Raw genomic sequence first — 16,643 nt, 5'->3', positions numbered from 1 at the left:
CGTATTGGAAAGCCGTTTGGGGAACCCTTTACGGGCGTGTGCGGGGCCCACTTCCCGTGGACCACCGCGGGATGCCACCATGGAACCGGTCCGGGGACGCCGTCAGGGCGCCTCGAGATGACGAAGGAGCCGTTGGCAATGTCGCTTCAGGCTGCGCAGAATCAGTCCGCAACACCCCCCACGGGTACCCGCACCGACAGCAGCAAGGCGCTGTACGGAGGCAAGAGCACCCGCCGCATCTCCATCCACGACATCGCCGCCGCCACCGAGCGCGGCGAGAAGTGGCCCATGCTCACCGCCTACGACGCGATGACCGCGTCCGTCTTCGACGAGGCCGGGATCCCGGTCATGCTCGTCGGCGACTCCATGGGCAACTGCCACCTGGGTTACGAGACCACCGTGCCCGTCACGATGGACGAGATCGCGATCCTCTCCGCGGCGGTCGTACGGGGCACCAAGCGTGCCCTGATCGTCGCGGACCTGCCCTTCGGGGCGTACCAGGAGGGCCCCGTCCAGGCCCTGCGCAACGCCACCCGGCTGATCAAGGAGTCCGGCGTCGGCGCGGTCAAGCTGGAGGGCGGCGAGCGGAGCCACGAGCAGATCAAGCTGCTCGTCGACGCCGGCATCCCGGTCATGGCCCACATCGGTCTGACGCCGCAGTCCGTCAACGCGATGGGCTACCGGGTGCAGGGCCGCGGCGAGGAGGCCGCCCAGCAGATGCTGCGCGACGCCAAGGCCGTGCAGGACGCGGGCGCGTTCGCCGTCGTCCTGGAGCTCGTACCGGCCGAACTGGCCGCCGAGGTCACCCGCACCCTGCACATCCCGACGGTCGGCATCGGCGCCGGTCCCGACACGGACGCCCAGGTGCTGGTCTACACCGACATGGTCGGGCTGACCGGCGGCAAGGTGCCGCGCTTCACCAAGCAGTACGCGAACCTGCGCCAGGTGCTGGGCGACGCGGCGAAGGAGTTCGCGGAAGAGGTCGTGGGCGGCGCCTTCCCGGCCGCCGAGCACACCTTCCACTAACTCCACCGGTCCCACCGGTTCGTTCCGTCCGAACCACTGCCGGCACCACCGACAGCCCGCCGACATCCCCCATCGGCGGGCTGTCGGCCTGCTGTCGGCGGACTGTCGGTGGCGGCTGGTCCCATGGTGGACATGACGCGAATCGACAAGAACCCCAGGAGCGGCTCGAACGCCGTCGAGGTCCGGGGGCTGGTCAAGCACTACGGCTCGACCAAGGCTCTGGACGGCGTGGACCTCGATGTCCGCGAAGGCACCGTGCTCGGTGTCCTCGGCCCCAACGGAGCGGGCAAGACCACTCTCGTACGCTGCCTGTCCACCCTGATCGTCCCCGACGCCGGACACGCCACCGTGGCGGGCTACGACGTGGTGAAGCAGCCCCGGCAGCTGCGCCGCACCATAGGTCTGACCGGGCAGTACGCCTCGGTCGACGAGAAGCTCTCCGGCTGGGAGAACCTCTACATGATCGGGCGGCTGCTCGATCTGTCCCGCAAGGCCGCCCGGTCCCGGGCCGACGAGCTGCTGGAGCGGTTCTCGCTCACCGACGCGGCGAAGAAGGCCGCGATGGACTACTCCGGCGGCATGCGGCGCCGGCTCGACCTGGCCGCCTCGATGATCGGCAACCCGGCCGTGCTGTACCTGGACGAGCCGACGACGGGGCTGGACCCCCGGACCCGCAACGAGGTCTGGGACGAGGTGCAGCGGATGGTCGCGGAGGGGGCGACCGTGCTGCTCACCACCCAGTACATGGAAGAGGCCGAGCAGCTCGCCAGCGAGCTGACCGTCATCGACAAGGGGAAGATCATCGCCCGGGGCGGGGTCGACGAGCTGAAGGCGAAGGTCGGCGGCCGCACCCTGCAGATCCGGCCCTCCGACCCGGCGCAGCTGGCCGCGATGGCGCAGGCGATCCGCGAGGCGGGGCTCGATGGGGTATCGGGTGCGCAGGCCGTCCCGGACGAGGGACTGCTGTACGTACCGATCCTCAGCGACGAGCAGCTGACCGCCGTGATCGGCCTGCTCGGCACCCGGGGCTTCCCGCTGGCGCACGTCGCCACCGCGCTGCCCAGCCTGGACGAGGTCTTCCTCGCCATCACCGGCGAGAAGTCCGCTTCCGCCACCGACACGATCCCCGAGGAGGTCGCGGCATGAGCACGGCGACTCTGACACCCACGCCCACGCCCACCGAGTCCGCCCGGGCGAGGACGGTCCACGACGAGGGCCGGATAGGGCTGCGGAACAACCTGCGCCACATCGGGGCGCTGGTGCGGCGCAACATGCTCCAGATCAAAAAGGATCCGGAGTCGATGTTCGACGCGCTCCTGATGCCCGTCATCTTCACCCTGCTGTTCGTGTACGTCTTCGGCGGATCGGTCGGCGGCAGCATGGGCGGCGGCCGGCAGGAGTACCTGAACTACCTGATCCCCGGGCTGATGGCGATGATGGGCATGAACATCGCCATGGCGGTCGGCTCCGGTGTCAACGACGACTTCCGCAAGGGCGTCATGGACCGGTTCCGGACGATGCCGATCGCCCGTTCCTCGGTGCTCATCGCGAAGATCGTGGTCGAGCTGGGCCGGATGATGGTCGCCACCCTCATCCTGCTGGCCATGGGCTTCGCGCTCGGCATGGAGCTCCAGGAGTCGGTGCTCGGGCTGGTCGGGGCGATCGCGCTGTCGGCCGCGTTCGGCGCCGCGATCATGTGGATCTTCATCCTGCTCGGACTGACCATGAAGACGGCCCAGGCGGTTCAGGGAATGGGGATGCTCGTGCTGATGCCGCTCCAGTTCGGTTCCTCGATCTTCGCCCCGACCAAGACGATGCCCGGCTGGCTCCAGACGTTCACCGACTACAACCCGCTGTCCAACCTGGCCGACGCCGCGCGCGCCCTGATGATGGGCGGCCCGCTCGCACACTCGGTCCTGGTGACGCTCGGCTGGACCGTGGTCATCACCGCGGTGATGGCGCCGCTCGCGGTCGCCAAGTTCCGCAAGAAGTCCTGACCGGCCGGGTCACTCCCGGTACGCGTCCACGAGGGCGGTGGCCTCCTCCAGACCGAGGCCGCCGCCCTCGGCGTACGCGCTCTCGTAGGCGGCCCGGCCGAGCACGGCGACGGCCAGTTCCTCCACCCGTGCCCAGTCGTCGCGCTCCATCGACGTCGGTACGTGCCCCAGGGGCAGCAGTTCCCGGCCCGCCCCCAGCAGCCGGGCCGCGGTGGTGGCCCGCCGCTCGCCGCCGATGCCGGCCAGCGAGCGGGCGAGGGAGACGAGGTTGATGACGGACATCTGCGGGGCCACCAACTGCGACAGCCGGTCGTGGGACCGCTCCAGCGCCACCAGGCCCCGGGGCAGGGCTTCCGCGTACCGCCCGTCCTGGTTGTCCAGCCAGGCCATCGCGCCCAGCACGACCCCGTCGAAGATCGCCATGGTCTCGGAGTGGAACTCCTCGCGCAGTACGGTGAGTTGCTCGCGCGCCTCGCCGGTGCGGTCGGTGCGCCCCAGCCACATGGCCAGATGGAGCCGGGCGATGGACCTCGTGTCGTGCCGCCCGGCGATCACCTCGCGCAGGATCGCCTCGCCCTCGGCACCGCGGTCCATCTCGGTGAGCACGGCCGCGTATCTGGTGCTCAGGACCGCCACCTGGGAGGCCGCGCCCAGCTCCTTCGCGTACCCGATGGCGACCTGGAAGTCCTCGGCAGCGCGGGCGTACTCGCCCCGGCGCTCGTTGGCCTCGCCCCGCGCCGAGAGCGCTTCGGCGACGCCCCAGTCGTCACCGATCCGGCCGAAGAGCTCCAGGCTCTCGTCGGCGTCCGTGCGCGCGTCGCCCGCCCACTCGGGCCGGTTGGCCAGCACGTTGGCCCGCATCTGGAGGGCCCCGGCGAGCTCCCATTCGTAGCCGAACTCCCGGCAGGCGCGGACCGTTTCGTCCAGCAGCTCGCGCAGCCTGCCGGTCTCCCCGACGAGCATGACCGCGAAGAACCAGAGCGATGCCGGGACCCGGCAGGTCTGCGGCTGGCCGGCCCGGTAGGTGTTCGCGATGACCCGCAGCCGGGCCATGCTCGCCTCGTCGGTCCACCGCTCCGCAGCGTGGTCCATGCTGACCAGCCGGATCAGCCCCGCCTGGCGGCGTGCCTCCTGGAGCAGTTCGGGCCGCATGGGCGGCGGTGCGTCGGTGCAGCGTTCGTGGATGGAGGGCGCGGGCTCGGCGGGCGGGGCGAAGGGGTCGGGGCCCAGCGCGGCGGCGGCGTCGGCCCAGTGCAGCGCGTCGCCGCTCAGGTTGCGCATCTGCCAGTACCAGCACAGCGAGAGCACCATGCAGAGCGCCTCCTGCTCGTCGCGGGCGGCGACGGCACAGCGCAGGGCGGTGCGGATGTTCTCGTACTCGCGCTGGAGCAGTTCGATGGCGGACCGCTGTCCGGCGCCGCGGAGCCGGGGCTCCGTGGTGCGGACCAGTTCCCGGAAGAACACCAGGTGGCGCCGGACCACGGGGTCGCGCTCCGCCGCCTCGTCGAGCCGGGCGGCGGCGTACTCCCCGACGGTCTCCAGCAGCCGGTAGCGCATCTCGCCGTCCTCGGCGGGCGCGGCGACGACGAGCGATTTGTCGACGAGGGAGCCGAGCAGCCCGGCGACCTCGCGCGCGCCCTGCGGCCCGTCCGCGCAGACCGCCTCGGCTGCGGTCAGGGTGCAGCCGCCCGCGAAGACGGAGAGCCTGCGCAGCACGGCGCGTTCGGCTTCGTCGAGCAGGTCCCAGGACCAGTCGACGACGGCGCGCAGGGTCTGCTGCCGGGGCAGTACGGTGCGGGCTCCGCTGGTGAGCAGACGGAACCGGTCGTCGAGCCGGTCGGCGATCTGGCGCGGGGTGAGCATCCGCAGCCGGGCGGCGGCGAGTTCGATGGCGAGCGGCAGTCCGTCGAGGCGGCGGCAGATCTCCGCCGAGGCGGCCGCGGTCTCCTCGTCCGTGTCGGTCCGGAAGCCCGGCCGGGCGGCGGCGCCGCGTTCGGCGAACAGGCGCAGCGCCATCGGGTCGGGCAGCGGTTCGACGGGGCGGACGAACTCGCCCGGCACGCCGAGCGGTTCACGGCTGGTCGCGAGCACAGTGAGCTGCGGGCAGTGGGCGAGCAGGTGGTCGGCGAGGGCGGCGGCCGCGTCGACGAGGTGTTCGCAGTTGTCCAGGAGCAGCAGCATGCGGCGCCGGGAACAGTGCTCGGTGAGGCGGGCGAGGGGGTCGTTCGCGCTTCCCTCGGCGACCCTGATCTCCTCGGCACCGGCGCCGCGCAGCACGGTCTCGCGGGCGCCGAGCGCGGTCAGTACGGCCTCCGGGACCGCCTCGGGGTCGTCGACGGGGGCGAGTTCGGCCAGCCAGACGCCGTCCGGCCAGGCAGGCCCGGCGGATTCGGCGGCCTCCTGGGAGAGCCGGGTCTTGCCCGCGCCGCCGGGGCCCAGGAGGGTGACGAGCCGGGCGTGCGAGAGGTCCTCGCGCAGGGTCTCGATGTCGTCCTCGCGCCCGACGAAACTGGTGAGCCTGGCCCGGAGGTTGCCGTGCCGTGCGGCGGAGGGCGCGGTGCGGGGAGCCGTCAACCGCGCGGCCGGGGCGTCGGGCGCGGGCGGGCGGACCGGGTCCTGGCGGAGCAGTTCGGCGTGGAGCGAGCGCAGTTCGGGTCCGGGGTCGGTGCCGAGGCGGTCGGCGAGCGAGGTGCGGACCTCGTCGTAGGCGGCCAGTGCCTGGGCGGTGCGCCCGGCGCCCCGCAGGGCCCGCAGCCGCAGTGCCTGGAGGGGTTCGTCGATCGGGTGCTCGGCGCACAGGGCGACCAGTTCGGGCAGGGCCTCGTCCGCGCGGCCGAGCGCCAGGACGGCGCGGAGCCGGTTGCGGCGGGCGTCCAGCCGCCGGGCCTCCCAGCGGGCCGAGACGGCGTCGCGGTCGGGCAGATCGGCCAGGACCGGGCCGCGCCACAGGCCGAGCGCGTCGTCGAGCACCGTCCTGGCCTTCGCCGCGTCGCCCTCCTCCAGCGCCCGCGCGCCCTCGCCCGCGAGCCGTTCGAAGCGGTACAGGTCGACGGTGTCCGGCTCGGCGGCCAGCCGGTAGCCGCTCTCGGCGGAGACGACCGCGTCGTGGCCGACGGCGCGCCGGAGCCGGCCGACGAGCGCCTGGAGTGCGCCCACCGCGTCGGCGGGCGGTTCGCCGTCCCACACCTCGTCGACGAGCACGGCGGCGGGGACGGTGCGGCCGGGGCGCATCGCGAGGACGGTGAGCAGGGCGCGCAGCCGTGCCCCGCCGACGGCGACGGCCGTGCCGTCGTCGCTCAGTGCCCGGGTCGTTCCGAGGATGCAGTAGCGCACCGGCCCATTCTCCGTGACCGGGATCGGGAAACGCACACCTGTCCGCGCGTACCCCTGTGCGGTGTGCTCCGGATCGCTCGTCATGCCCCCACCCTGTCCGGAACCACCGCCCCGGCGCGAGACGTTTGTGACGTGTCGGCGGTACGGTCGGGCTCGCCGCCCGCCGCACCGTCCCCCTTCCGGCCGTCCGTCAGGAGTTCGCCGATGACCACCGCAAGCGCCCGCAGCGACCGGCGGATCAGCCCGGTCTTCCTCGGGATCGCCGCCGTGACGGCGGTGTCGGGCTGGGCGGTGTGGACGGACACCGGGTATCCGTACGGGCTCGCGGTCTTCGTCTTCGTCACGGGGGCGTGGGTGGTCTCGCTCTGCCTGCACGAGTACGCGCACGCCCGCACCGCGCTGCACAGCGGGGACCTCTCGGTCGGTGCGAAGGGGTACCTCACCCTCAATCCGCTCGCCTACACGCACGCTCTGCTCAGCATCGTGCTGCCGGTGCTGTTCGTGATCATGGGCGGGATCGGGCTGCCCGGCGGCGCGGTCTTCATCGAGCGGGGGCGGATCCACGGGCGGTGGAAGCACAGCCTGATCTCGGCGGCGGGCCCGCTGACCAACGTGCTGTTCGCGCTGGTGTGCACGGCGCCGTTCTGGCTGCACGCGCTGGACGGTGTCCCGAGGGAGTTCCGGTACGCGCTGGCGTTCCTGGCCCTGCTCCAGGTCACCGCGGCGATCCTGAACTTCCTGCCGGTGCCGGGGCTGGACGGGTACGGGGTGATCGAGCCCTGGCTGTCGTACCGGATCCGGCGCAAGGTGGAGCCGTTCGCGCAGTTCGGGCTGATCGCGGTGTTCGCCGTGCTGTGGATCCCGGGGATCAACCACGTCTTCTTCGACCTGGTCCAGGGGGTGCTGGACTCGCTGGGCGTGAGCGGCCTGGGTACGGAGTGCGGCCGCGCCGCCTACCGGTTCTGGGAGAACTGGAACGAGGAGTATCCGGTCTGCGCCTTCGGCCCGTGACCGGCGGACCGGGCGGGACCGGCGGCCGGACCCGGAGGCGGTCGAGTGGCCTCCGGCAGCCTCAGCCCGCGGTCTGTGCGCGGTGCCGGCGCAGGTAGAACCACGCCATGTTGGACGAGAGCCCGGCCAGCAGCACCCAGACGATCCCGAGCAGGCTGCCCTGGACGAACGAGATCACGGCCGCGACGACGGCCAGGGCACAGACGGTGATGGCGTAGAGAGCGAGTCGGGGCATGGGGGGCGGCTCCTGTCGGGGGTGGTGCACGGTCCCGTCCAGTGTCCCCCATGCCCCTTTTCGCTTGCCGCAGGGTGGGCCCGGGAGCGGCTCGGACCCGGACGGCCGGTGGCGGCCCGGGCCCGGACCCCGGTGACGGTCCGGCTCAGACGTCGGTCGTGCGGAGTCCCGCGTGCGCCTTGTAGCGGCGGTTGACCGAGATCAGGTTGGCGACCAGCGACTCGACCTGGTGCGCGTTGCGCAGCCGGCCGGCGAAGATGCCGCGCATGCCGGGGATCCGGCCCGCCAGCGCCTGCACGAGGTCGGTGTCGGCGCGGGCCTCGCCCAGCACCAGCACATCGGTGTCGATCTCCTCGATGGACTCGTCCTGCAGCAGCACCGCCGAGAGGTGGTGGAAGGCGGCGGTGACCCGGGAATCCGGCAGCAGGGCGGCGGCCTGCTCGGCGGCGCTGCCCTCCTCGGGCTTCAGCGCGTAGGCGCCCTTCTTGTCGAAGCCGAGCGGGTTGACGCAGTCGATGACGAGCTTGCCCACGAGCTCGTCCCGCAGCGACTCCAGGGTCTTGGCGTGCCCGTCCCACGGCACGGCGACGATCACGACGTCGCTGCGGCGCGCGCACTCCGCGTTGTCCGCGCCCTCGACGCCGTGGCCCAGCTCCTCGGCGGCGCCCTTCGCACGGTCGGCGGCCCGGGAGCCGATGATCACCCGCTGCCCGGCGCGGGCGAACCGGTAGGCCAGGCCGCGCCCCTGGGGTCCGGTGCCGCCGAGCACGCCGACGGTCAGCCCGGAGACATCGGGAAGGTCCCAGGGGTCCTTGGCGGGGGGCTTGGCCGCGCTGTCACTGCCATTCGTAGTCATGGCTCCGACATTACTGCCCGCCACGGAACGGGACCCGGTGTCATCCCTTGTTCCCGTACTTGCTCTCGCCCTTGTTCCCGTTCGGCTGGTTCGGGGCCGTTCTCCGGCGCCGGGCAGGGGCCCTCGGGCAGGATGCCGGGCCATGGATGCCGTACGCGTCGCCCTGCTCCGTGAAGTGCTCGCCGGGACCGAGTGGCCCGCCGCGACCCGGCGGTTCGCCGGGGCGCTGCGGTCGTCCGTCGTGCCGCACGGCGGCGGCCTGCTGCTGGTGGGGACGGCGGCGTACGAGCCGTGGCATCTGGCGGCCCATCTGGTCGACGAGTCCACCTGGTCCGGGCTGCCGGAACTGGCCCCCACCCTGGTGCGCCACCGGGTGGAGCCGGGCGGCCCCGCGCATCTGGCCGTGGGCCTCGGCCGGATTGAGGCGGCGGGGCGGGGCGAGACGCTGCTCCTGGTGGCCCCGGAGCGGCCCGGCGCGGGGCTGCTGGAGCGGGTGCACGACGCGCGGCGCGCCGGGGCCACGGTGCTCTCGCTGAGCGACGGTGATCCGGAGGTGCGCGGGCTCGCCCACGAGACGCTCGCGGTGACCGGCGCGGACGACGTGGACCTGGACACCGTGCAGCATCTGGTGAGCGCGGCGGCCGGGGAGAACAGCGCCCCCGCGCCGCGCGGCCGCCGCGGCTTCCGGGACCGGCTGTCCCGGCTCGCCGACCAGCTGACGGCGCCGCCCCCGGCCCGGTGGTGACGGGCTGCCGATCACGGGCAGCGACGCCCGGGGCCGCCGTCGCCGCGGAAATCCCGTTGCGGCACTTCCCACGGCGCCGGAGCATGGCCTCCTGTGACCTCTGCTCCGTCCCCGGCCGCCCGGCTGGCCGCTCTGCTGCCCGACCTCACCCCCCTTCGCGCCTCCGCCGACTTCCGGCTGCTGTGGTTCCAGGGGGTGGTGACGTACTTCGGCAGCTTCATGGCGATGATCGCGCTGCCGCTCCAGATCAAGGAGCTGACGGGTTCACCGCTGGCCGTCGGGGTGATGGGCGCGGTCGAGCTGGTGCCGCTGGTCGTCTTCGGCCTGTACGGCGGGGCGCTCGCGGACGCCGCGGACCGCCGCAAGGTGATCCTGGCCACCGAGGCCGGGCTCGGGCTGCTCGCCCTCGTGCTCCTGGTGAACGCGGCGCTGCCCGGCCCGATGCTCTGGCCGCTCTACCTGGTCGCGGCCGGGGTCTCCGCGCTCGCCGGGCTCCAGCGGCCCGCGCTGGACTCCCTGATGGCCCGGATCGTGCCGCACGAGCAGCAGACCGCGGCCGCCGCGCTGAACTCGCTGCGCTGGCAGTTCGGCGCGATCACCGGTCCGGCGGTGGCGGGGCTCGTGGTGGCCTACGCCGGGCACGCCACGGCGTACGCGGTCACGGTGGCCACGTTCGCCGTCTCAGTGCTCCTGTGTCTGCGCCTCGCGCCGGCGCCGCCCGCCCGGGGCAGCAAGAAGCCCTCGCTGCGCGGCATCGCCGAGGGAGCCGGGTACGCCTGGAGCCGGCCGGTGCTGCTGGGAACGTACGCGGTCGACCTGGCGGCGATGTTCTTCGCCTTCCCGAACACGATCTTCCCGTTCCTCGCGGACGAGCTGGACGCCGACTGGTCGCTGGGCCTGATGTACGCGGCCGGGTCGGTCGGCTCGCTGGTGCTGGGGCTGACCAGCGGCTGGACGTCGCGGGTGCGGCGCCATGGGCTGTTCGTGGTGTTCGGGGCCGCGGTCTGGGGGCTTGCGATCGCGGCGGCCGGCTGGTTCGGCAACGTGTGGCTGGTGCTGGTCTGCCTGGCGGTGGCGGGCGCGGGCGACATGCTCAGCGGCCTGGGCCGCTCCACGATCTGGAACCAGACGATCCCGGAGGAGCTGCGGGGCCGGCTGGCGGGCATCGAGGTGCTCTCGTACAGCGTCGGCCCGCAACTGGGTCAGGTGCGGGCCGGTGCGATGGCGGGCTGGACGGGAACCCGGTCGGCGATCTGGAGCGGCGGTGTGGCGTGCGTGGCCTCGGTCGCGCTGCTCACGGCGGCGCTGCCGAAGCTGCTCACCTACGACTCCGAGACGGACGAGGACGCGCTGCGCAGGCGGGCGGCCAGGGAGGCCAGGGAGGCCAGGGAGGCCAGGGAAACCGCAGCCGGCGAATCCAGCCCCTCCGCGCCCTCGGCCGCCTGAGGAACGCCGGGGACGGGCCCCGGGGACGGGGCCCCGGCGCCCCCGGTCATGCCTGCTGGTCGGGCGGGGTGGCGCCCCCGTCGTGCCACTTGGGGTCGTTCTCCCACTCCAGGTTCCGCTCCCGCGCGGTGTCCATCGCGTGCTGCGCCTCCTCACGGGAGGTGTACGGCCCGAACCGGTCCTTGGCCGGGCACTCGGGGCCCTCCTCGACCTTGTGGTGTTCCAGGCAGTAGTACCACTCGCCCGGCTTGCCGACCGTGCGCTTCTTGAACAGGGCCATCATCGGCTCCTTCCCTCGGAGCCATGCTGCCCCAAGCGCGCTGGTTAGACTCGCTGACATGTCTGGCCAGTCGCTGCTCGTACCCGGGGAGATCACTCCCATTCGCTCCGTACCCGGAAACATCCGGCGCCCCGAATACGTGGGCAAGCCGGCCCCCACCCCGTACACCGGTCCGGAGATCCAGGACACCGACACCATCGAGCGCATGCGCATCGCCGGCCGGATCGCCGCGCAGGCGATGGCGGAGGCCGCGAAGCACATCGCCCCGGGTGTCACGACGGACGAACTCGACCGGGTCGCCCATGAGTTCATGTGCGACCACGGCGCCTACCCGTCGACGCTCGGCTACCGCGGCTTCCCCAAGTCGCTCTGCACCTCGCTCAACGAGGTGATCTGCCACGGCATCCCGGACTCCACGGTGCTGCGCGACGGCGACATCGTGAACCTCGACGTCACGGCGTACATCAACGGTGTGCACGGCGACAACAACGCCACGTACCTCTGCGGCGACGTGGACGAGGAGTCTCGGCTGCTCGTGGAGCGCACCGAGGAGTCGCTGAACCGGGCGATCAAGGCGGTCCGGCCGGGCCGGCAGGTCAATGTGATCGGGCGGGTCATCGAGTCCTACGCCAAGCGCTTCGGCTACGGCGTGGTGCGGGACTTCACCGGGCACGGGATCAACTCCTCGTTCCACTCCGGCCTGATCATTCCGCACTACGACAGCCCGCACGCGACCACCGTGATGCAGCCCGGGATGACGTTCACCATCGAGCCGATGCTGACGCTGGGCAGTCACGACTACGACATGTGGGACGACGGCTGGACCGTGGTGACGAAGGACCGCAGGCGCACCGCCCAGTTCGAGCACACGCTGGTGGTGACGGAGACGGGCGCCGAGATCCTCACGCTCCCGTAACCGCCCGGACCGTTCCTCCGCGAAAGCGGCCGCCCTCCTGGGTGGCCGCTTTCGCGTATCCCGCACGCGGAACCAGGCGTATCGTTTTTACCGACAGGTTGTCGGGAAGCTGTTGACTTAGGTAAGCCTAAGTAGGAAGATCGGAGTTGTCGACAGCGCCACCGCACCACGCGGTCGCTGCCGATTTTTCCGTCTCTTTCAGGACTTCCCGTCCCCTCTCGGTCCCAGGAGGCCCGCCTTGGACGCCACCGCCACCACGCCCTTCTCGACGCTCATCCGTACCGCGTCGCACGAGCAGCACACCGAGGCGGAGACCTCGACCTTCATGAGCGACCTGCTCGGCGGGCGCCTCGGAGTGGAGGCGTACACGCGGTACACGGAGCAGCTGTGGTTCGTGTACCGGGCCCTGGAGGAAGGCGCGCAGGCGCTGCACGGCGACCCGGTCGCCGGTCCCTTCATCCGGCCCGAACTCATGCGCACCGCCGAGCTGGAGCGCGATCTGGCCCATCTGCGGGGTGCGGACTGGCGCGAGGGCCTGGAGCCGCTGCCGGCCACGGCCGTGTACGCCGCCCGGGTCGTCGAGTGCGCCCGCGACTGGCCGGCCGGATACGTCGCGCACCACTACACCCGCTACCTCGGCGACCTCTCCGGCGGCCAGATCATCCGGGACAGGGCGGAGCGGACCTGGGGCTTCGCGCGCAAGGGCGACGGGGTCCGGTTCTACGTCTTCGAGGAGATATCCAACCCCGCCTCGTTCAAGCGGGACTACCGCGAGCTGCTGGACGCGGTGGACGCGGACGACCTGGAGAAGCAGCGCGTCGTCGACGAGTGCAAGCGCGCGTTCGCGCTGAACACGGCGGTGTTCCGGGAGCTGGGCGAGGTGTTCCCGCTCAGCGCGTAGTGGTGCCTCGGGCCCGGTTCAGCGCCGGGCCCGTACGGCGGCCAGTGCCACCCGGCCGCCGACCTCCACCGTGCCGTCGGGCGCGGGGGCGGTGAGGATCTGGGAGCCGCGGCCCTGTCTGATGTTGAGGGCGCGCCCCAGCTCCGCGCTGAGCAGCAGCGCCGCCGCTCCGGTCGCCTCGTCCTCCACGATGTTGTCGTCGCGCCGGGGGAACGCCCGCGCCCTGACCCGGCCGGCCGCCTCGTCCTCCCAGGCCCATACGTACAGCCAGCCCTCCCCCGGCGGCGGCCCGTCCAGCGCCTCGACCTCGGCGACGGACCCGTACCGCTCCAGCGTGCGCGGGGGTGCCCACTCGGGGCGGGCGGTGATCCAGGTGAACTCGCCGTCCTGGCGGGCGAAGATCTCCCCGACCGGAAGCTCCAGGATCTCCAGGTCGAGCAGCCAGGCCGTGCCGACGAGCGGATGCCCGGCGAACGGGAGGCGGAGTCCCGGGGTGTAGATGTCGACCTGTCCGCGCTCGGGGTCGTCGACGAACACCGTCTCGCTGAAGCCGAGCCGGCCGGCCAGCGCCTGCCGGGACGCCTCGTCCGGGTAGGTCCGGCCGTCGCGCACCACGCCGAGGGCGTTGCCGTGCCGCCCGTCGGGGCCGCAGAACACGCGCAGTACGTCGATGCCCTCGGGTACGTCGAAGTCGATGTCGCTCATGTGGGCATTCAAGCACCGCCCGGGTGGCGGCCGTTCGGCCGGTCCACCCGGGCGGTGCCGTCACGGGACCCGGACGGGTCAGACGGTACGGCGACGGCGGGCCGCGATCACGACTCCGGCGCCGGCCGCCACGACCACGCCCGAGGCGGCGAACAGGGCGCCCGCCGGAATGCCGGAGCCGGTGGCGGCGAGGGAGCCCGAACCGCCGACCGAGCCGCCACCGACACTGCCGCCGCCCACGGTCGCTGAGCCGCCCGTCGATCCGGAGCCGCCGGCCGATCCGGAGCCGCCCGCGGAGCCGGAACCGCCCGTGGCGCCCGGGAGTTCGGCGTCCTTGTCGAGGGCGACCGCGACGGTCAGCGCGTCGAGCTGCTCGCCGGCCTTGTACATGCCGCCGAATGCCTTGGTGCCGTCGGCGGTGAGGGTCGCCGGGACGGCGGAGAGGTTCACCACACCGTTCTTGACGGCGAGCTGCCCCTTCGGCAGCTTCAGGTCCGCGACGGCCAGACCGGTGTAGGTGGAGACCTCCTTGGTCTTGCGGTCCTTGCTGGAGACGTCCGCGATCAGGGTGCCCTTCGCGCCGTCGACCTGGATCTCCATGCCGCTCAGGGAGAGGTCGAGGGTGTACGCGCCGTCCTCCTCATGGCCCAGGAAGCGGACCTTGCCGTGGAATTCGGCGTTCAGGCTCTGCTTCGCGGCGTCGAAGTGTCCGCTCGCGTCGGGGAACCGGTAGCCGTCGCCGGACGCGGTGGCGCCTGCCGTCGTCTCGACCCTGCCGCCCGCGATCGGGCCCGTGACGTACGAGCGGAAGGACTTCTTGACGCCCCAGTCCAGAGTGCCGTCGACGATCTCGCCCGGGGTGGCGGCCGGCTTGTCGGTGGCCGTGACCGAGGGGGACGGGGATGCGGGCTTGGTGGGCTTCGTGCCCGGTCCGGTGGACGGGCTGCCGGTGGGCTCGGTGGAGGGCGTGCCGGTCGGTTCGGTGCCGGGCTCCTCGGTGGGGTCGGTGGACGGGGGCGTGACCGCCTTCACCGAGAGGGTGGCCGGGTCGAGCGCGTCGCCTTCCTTGTACTGGCCGTCGAACGCCTCGGAGCCCGCCTTGGTGAGCGTCGCCGGGATGTCCTTGAAGACCATCGCGCCGCCCTCGCCCTTGCCCGGCTTCACCGCCGAGAGGTCGAGGGCCGCGAACTCGACGTCGTCGCTGGTGCCCTTCGGGGTCGTGACGTCGACGGTGATCGCCCCGCCGGTACCGGTCGTGGCGAGCTTCACGTCGGAGAGCGTGATGTCGAGGACTCCCCCGTGGGCGTAGAAGTTCACGCCGCCCCCGAAGGCGGTGTCGGTGCCGTGCGTGGCCGTGTCGTACGTGCCCTTGCCGCCGGAGAAGGTGAACACCCCGTTGTCGGGCGCCTGGACGGCACCGTCCTGGACGGTGATCTTCCCGCCGGAGAACGACGAGGCGAGGTACTTGCGGAAAGACTCCTTGACGCCCCATTCCAGCGTGCCGTCCGTCAGCTCCAGCTTCGGTGCGGCGGCCGTGGCGCCGGTCGCGGCGCCGTCGGCGGCGAGCGCCGGAAGGGCGAACACGGTGGCGCCGAGGGCGGCCGCCGTGGCGACTGCGGCGGTGAGAGCTATGGGGCGGCGGTTGGTTGCTGCCATGGTCGTTGGTCTCCTCAGGAACACAGGAACAGGGGGTGGGATGGGGAAGGTCAGTTGTCGTTCTGCCGGGCGGTGCGGCGGCGGGCCAGATACAGCGCGCCCGCCGCGACGGCGAGGACGCCCGCGCCGCCGAGGACCGCGTACAGGACGGTGCCGTCACCGGTGTCGGACGCCGCTGCCTCGGCGGGCTTCGCCGTGGCCGGGGCGGACGGCGCGGACGAGGGGGCGGGGTCGCTGCCCAGGTCGGGCAGGGCGGGCAGTTCGGCCCCGGAGTCGACGGCGACGGCCAGGGAGACGGGGTCCATGGCGGTGCCCGCCCGGTAGAGCGAGCCGAACGCCTCGGCGCCGTCGGTGGTGAGGGTGGCGGGGGCTTCGGTGAGGACGGCGAGACCGTCCTTCGGTGCGAAGTCCTTCGCGGTGAAGGTGACGAGCGGGACGGCCTCGTCCCGGCCGCCGTCGCGGTGGACGTCGGCCAGGAGCGTGCCCCTGCCCGCCTTCACCCGGACCTTGACGGCCGAGAGTTCCAGGTCGAGCCCGTCGGCCCCGGTGAAGTGGACGCTGCCCGCGAAGCCGGCGTCCAGGGTCTGCTTCTCCGGGTCGTACGTGCCCTCGCCGCGCGGGAAGCGGAAGAGTGCCCCGCCGTCCTGGGCTCCATCGGCGAGGGTCCACTTCCCCTTGCCGATGGAGCCGGTGACGTACTCGCGGAAGGTCCGGCGGACGCCCCAGTCGACGGCGGCGTCCTCGAAGCGCCCGGCGGCCGGGGCGGTCTTCTTCGACTGCGGCTTCTTCTCGGGGGACTTGGTGGCGGCCGGCTTCCCGGCCGGGGCGGCGGTGTCCACGGAGAGGCTGACCGGGTCCAGCGGGGTGCCGGCGGTGTAGTAGCCGGCGAACGCCTTCGCCCCCTGGGCGGTCAGGGTCGCCGGGACGTTGCTCAGGGCGATGGGGGTGGAACCGCCCCTCATGTCGATCCCGGACAGGCCGAGCGTCGCGAGCGGCACCTGGGCGGCCGAGGTCACGCGCCCGCTCCCCCGGTCCTTGCTGACCACGTCGGCGTACAGAGTGCCGCTGCCGCCCGTGATGCGGACGGTGGGACGGCTGATGGTGAGGTCGAGTTCATGGCTGCCGTCGGCCTTCCGGTGGCCGAGGAAGTGGACCCCGCCCGCGAAGGCCGAGCCGAAGGCGCCGGTCGCCGGGTCGTAGGAACCGGTGGCGGAGTGGAAGCGGAACTGGCTGCCGCCGACCGTGGCGGCGCCGCCGGTCAGGCTCCAACTGCCGTTCGCGATCGGGCCGGTGACATAGCTCTGGAAGGAGGACTTGATCCCCCAGTCCAGCCTGCCGCCCTGCACCGTGCGGCCCGCCGCCTGCGCGGCGGTGGCCGGGAGCAGCGCTCCCAGCACGGCCGTGAGAAGCGCGACGGCGAGTGCGCGGGCAGGTCTGGACGGCAGCATGGGACCCCTCCGAGGTCTGGAAAGTCAGGTAAGGCTAACCTAAGTCACACGGGTTTCGCGGCGGCCCCCGGCCCCCGCATCCCTCAGA

15 protein-coding genes are annotated in these 16,643 nt (G+C 72.5%); 8 read left to right on the top strand and 7 right to left on the bottom strand.

The window, feature by feature from the left end:
* The first annotated feature begins 138 nt into the window (after positions 1-138).
* From panB to ACFYY7_RS02815, 3 genes are all read left to right on the top strand, one after another.
* On the top strand, positions 139-1,026 hold the full coding sequence (gene panB / locus ACFYY7_RS02825) for a 3-methyl-2-oxobutanoate hydroxymethyltransferase (protein ID WP_388656163.1): 888 nt from the start codon (positions 139-141) through the stop codon (positions 1,024-1,026).
* A gap of 123 nt (positions 1,027-1,149) precedes the next feature.
* On the top strand, positions 1,150-2,172 hold the full coding sequence (locus ACFYY7_RS02820; RefSeq protein ID WP_376314653.1) for an ATP-binding cassette domain-containing protein: 1,023 nt from the start codon (positions 1,150-1,152) through the stop codon (positions 2,170-2,172).
* On the top strand, positions 2,169-3,023 hold the full coding sequence (locus ACFYY7_RS02815) for an ABC transporter permease (protein ID WP_388656159.1): 855 nt from the start codon (positions 2,169-2,171) through the stop codon (positions 3,021-3,023). Before ACFYY7_RS02820 ends, ACFYY7_RS02815 begins: the two co-directional genes overlap by 4 nt.
* Before the next feature lie 9 nt (positions 3,024-3,032).
* On the opposite strand, the gene ACFYY7_RS02810 is transcribed toward ACFYY7_RS02815, so the two are convergent.
* Positions 3,033-6,356: a BTAD domain-containing putative transcriptional regulator gene (locus ACFYY7_RS02810; protein ID WP_388657099.1), complete on the bottom strand. Its 3,324-nt coding sequence runs from the start codon at positions 6,354-6,356 to the stop codon at positions 3,033-3,035.
* Between the two features lie 204 nt (positions 6,357-6,560).
* Here ACFYY7_RS02810 and ACFYY7_RS02805 point away from each other — a divergent pair, with 204 nt between their 5' ends.
* Positions 6,561-7,367, top strand: a complete 807-nt coding sequence (locus ACFYY7_RS02805; RefSeq protein WP_388656156.1) for a site-2 protease family protein — start codon at positions 6,561-6,563, stop codon at positions 7,365-7,367.
* A 61-nt stretch (positions 7,368-7,428) separates the two neighbouring features.
* Here ACFYY7_RS02805 and ACFYY7_RS02800 read toward each other — a convergent pair whose 3' ends face one another.
* Both ACFYY7_RS02800 and npdG read right to left on the bottom strand, forming a co-directional pair.
* A complete protein-coding gene (locus ACFYY7_RS02800) occupies positions 7,429-7,602 on the bottom strand; it encodes a hypothetical protein (RefSeq protein WP_388656153.1) in 174 nt (57 codons plus the stop codon).
* A gap of 145 nt (positions 7,603-7,747) precedes the next feature.
* Positions 7,748-8,458, bottom strand: coding sequence for an NADPH-dependent F420 reductase (npdG, locus tag ACFYY7_RS02795; RefSeq protein ID WP_388656151.1), 711 nt, complete (start codon positions 8,456-8,458; stop codon positions 7,748-7,750).
* 142 nt (positions 8,459-8,600) lie between these two features.
* Here npdG and ACFYY7_RS02790 point away from each other — a divergent pair, with 142 nt between their 5' ends.
* Together ACFYY7_RS02790 and ACFYY7_RS02785 are read left to right on the top strand one after the other, a co-directional pair.
* Positions 8,601-9,203 carry a hypothetical protein gene (locus ACFYY7_RS02790; protein WP_124718013.1) on the top strand — a complete coding sequence of 201 codons (603 nt, stop codon included), beginning with the start codon at positions 8,601-8,603 and terminating at the stop codon, positions 9,201-9,203.
* A 93-nt stretch (positions 9,204-9,296) separates the two neighbouring features.
* Positions 9,297-10,649 (top strand): MFS transporter, encoded by a 1,353-nt coding sequence (locus ACFYY7_RS02785; RefSeq protein ID WP_388656148.1) that lies wholly within the window; start codon positions 9,297-9,299, stop codon positions 10,647-10,649.
* A gap of 46 nt (positions 10,650-10,695) precedes the next feature.
* On the opposite strand, the gene ACFYY7_RS02780 is transcribed toward ACFYY7_RS02785, so the two are convergent.
* Complete coding sequence (locus ACFYY7_RS02780) at positions 10,696-10,929, bottom strand: hypothetical protein (protein ID WP_388656145.1); 234 nt, start codon at positions 10,927-10,929, stop codon at positions 10,696-10,698.
* 58 nt (positions 10,930-10,987) lie between these two features.
* Between ACFYY7_RS02780 and map the strand changes: the two genes are divergently transcribed.
* Together map and ACFYY7_RS02770 are read left to right on the top strand one after the other, a co-directional pair.
* Positions 10,988-11,845 carry a type I methionyl aminopeptidase gene (map, locus tag ACFYY7_RS02775; RefSeq protein WP_351251708.1) on the top strand — a complete coding sequence of 286 codons (858 nt, stop codon included), beginning with the start codon at positions 10,988-10,990 and terminating at the stop codon, positions 11,843-11,845.
* Positions 11,846-12,083: 238 nt separating this feature from the next.
* Positions 12,084-12,746, top strand: coding sequence for a heme oxygenase (biliverdin-producing) (locus tag ACFYY7_RS02770; protein WP_388656142.1), 663 nt, complete (start codon positions 12,084-12,086; stop codon positions 12,744-12,746).
* An 18-nt stretch (positions 12,747-12,764) separates the two neighbouring features.
* Here the strand turns inward: ACFYY7_RS02770 and ACFYY7_RS02765 are convergent, their stop codons facing one another.
* The 3 genes from ACFYY7_RS02765 to ACFYY7_RS02755 form a co-directional block, all read right to left on the bottom strand.
* The gene (locus tag ACFYY7_RS02765) at positions 12,765-13,451 is read right to left on the bottom strand and encodes a PhzF family phenazine biosynthesis protein (RefSeq protein WP_376626190.1); all 687 of its coding nucleotides are present in this window, start codon (positions 13,449-13,451) and stop codon (positions 12,765-12,767) included.
* A gap of 78 nt (positions 13,452-13,529) precedes the next feature.
* Entirely contained in the window at positions 13,530-15,107 is a 1,578-nt protein-coding gene (locus ACFYY7_RS02760) for an HtaA domain-containing protein (protein WP_388656139.1), read from the bottom strand.
* 50 nt (positions 15,108-15,157) lie between these two features.
* Entirely contained in the window at positions 15,158-16,555 is a 1,398-nt protein-coding gene (locus tag ACFYY7_RS02755; protein ID WP_388656136.1) for an HtaA domain-containing protein, read from the bottom strand.
* Positions 16,556-16,643: the final 88 nt, after the last annotated feature.

This window comes from Streptomyces sp. NPDC001933, assembly GCF_042890955.1.
Taxonomy (GTDB): domain Bacteria; phylum Actinomycetota; class Actinomycetes; order Streptomycetales; family Streptomycetaceae; genus Streptomyces.
This window is presented reverse-complemented; position numbering and strand designations above follow the sequence as displayed.

Excerpts from the sequence above, each read along its gene's own strand:
- ACFYY7_RS02765 (WP_376626190.1), bottom strand. The coding sequence starts at position 13,451 with ATGAGCGACATCGACTTCGACGTACCCGAGGGCATCGACGTACTGCGC.
- ACFYY7_RS02800 (WP_388656153.1), bottom strand. The coding sequence starts at position 7,602 with ATGCCCCGACTCGCTCTCTACGCCATCACCGTCTGTGCCCTGGCCGTC.
- ACFYY7_RS02755 (WP_388656136.1), bottom strand. The coding sequence starts at position 16,555 with ATGCTGCCGTCCAGACCTGCCCGCGCACTCGCCGTCGCGCTTCTCACG.
- ACFYY7_RS02790 (WP_124718013.1), top strand. The coding sequence starts at position 8,601 with ATGGATGCCGTACGCGTCGCCCTGCTCCGTGAAGTGCTCGCCGGGACC.
- map (WP_351251708.1), top strand. The coding sequence starts at position 10,988 with ATGTCTGGCCAGTCGCTGCTCGTACCCGGGGAGATCACTCCCATTCGC.
- ACFYY7_RS02805 (WP_388656156.1), top strand. The coding sequence starts at position 6,561 with ATGACCACCGCAAGCGCCCGCAGCGACCGGCGGATCAGCCCGGTCTTC.
- ACFYY7_RS02815 (WP_388656159.1), top strand. The coding sequence starts at position 2,169 with ATGAGCACGGCGACTCTGACACCCACGCCCACGCCCACCGAGTCCGCC.
- ACFYY7_RS02760 (WP_388656139.1), bottom strand. The coding sequence starts at position 15,107 with ATGGCAGCAACCAACCGCCGCCCCATAGCTCTCACCGCCGCAGTCGCC.
- ACFYY7_RS02820 (WP_376314653.1), top strand. The coding sequence starts at position 1,150 with ATGGTGGACATGACGCGAATCGACAAGAACCCCAGGAGCGGCTCGAAC.
- ACFYY7_RS02780 (WP_388656145.1), bottom strand. The coding sequence starts at position 10,929 with ATGGCCCTGTTCAAGAAGCGCACGGTCGGCAAGCCGGGCGAGTGGTAC.
- panB (WP_388656163.1), top strand. The coding sequence starts at position 139 with ATGTCGCTTCAGGCTGCGCAGAATCAGTCCGCAACACCCCCCACGGGT.
- npdG (WP_388656151.1), bottom strand. The coding sequence starts at position 8,458 with ATGACTACGAATGGCAGTGACAGCGCGGCCAAGCCCCCCGCCAAGGAC.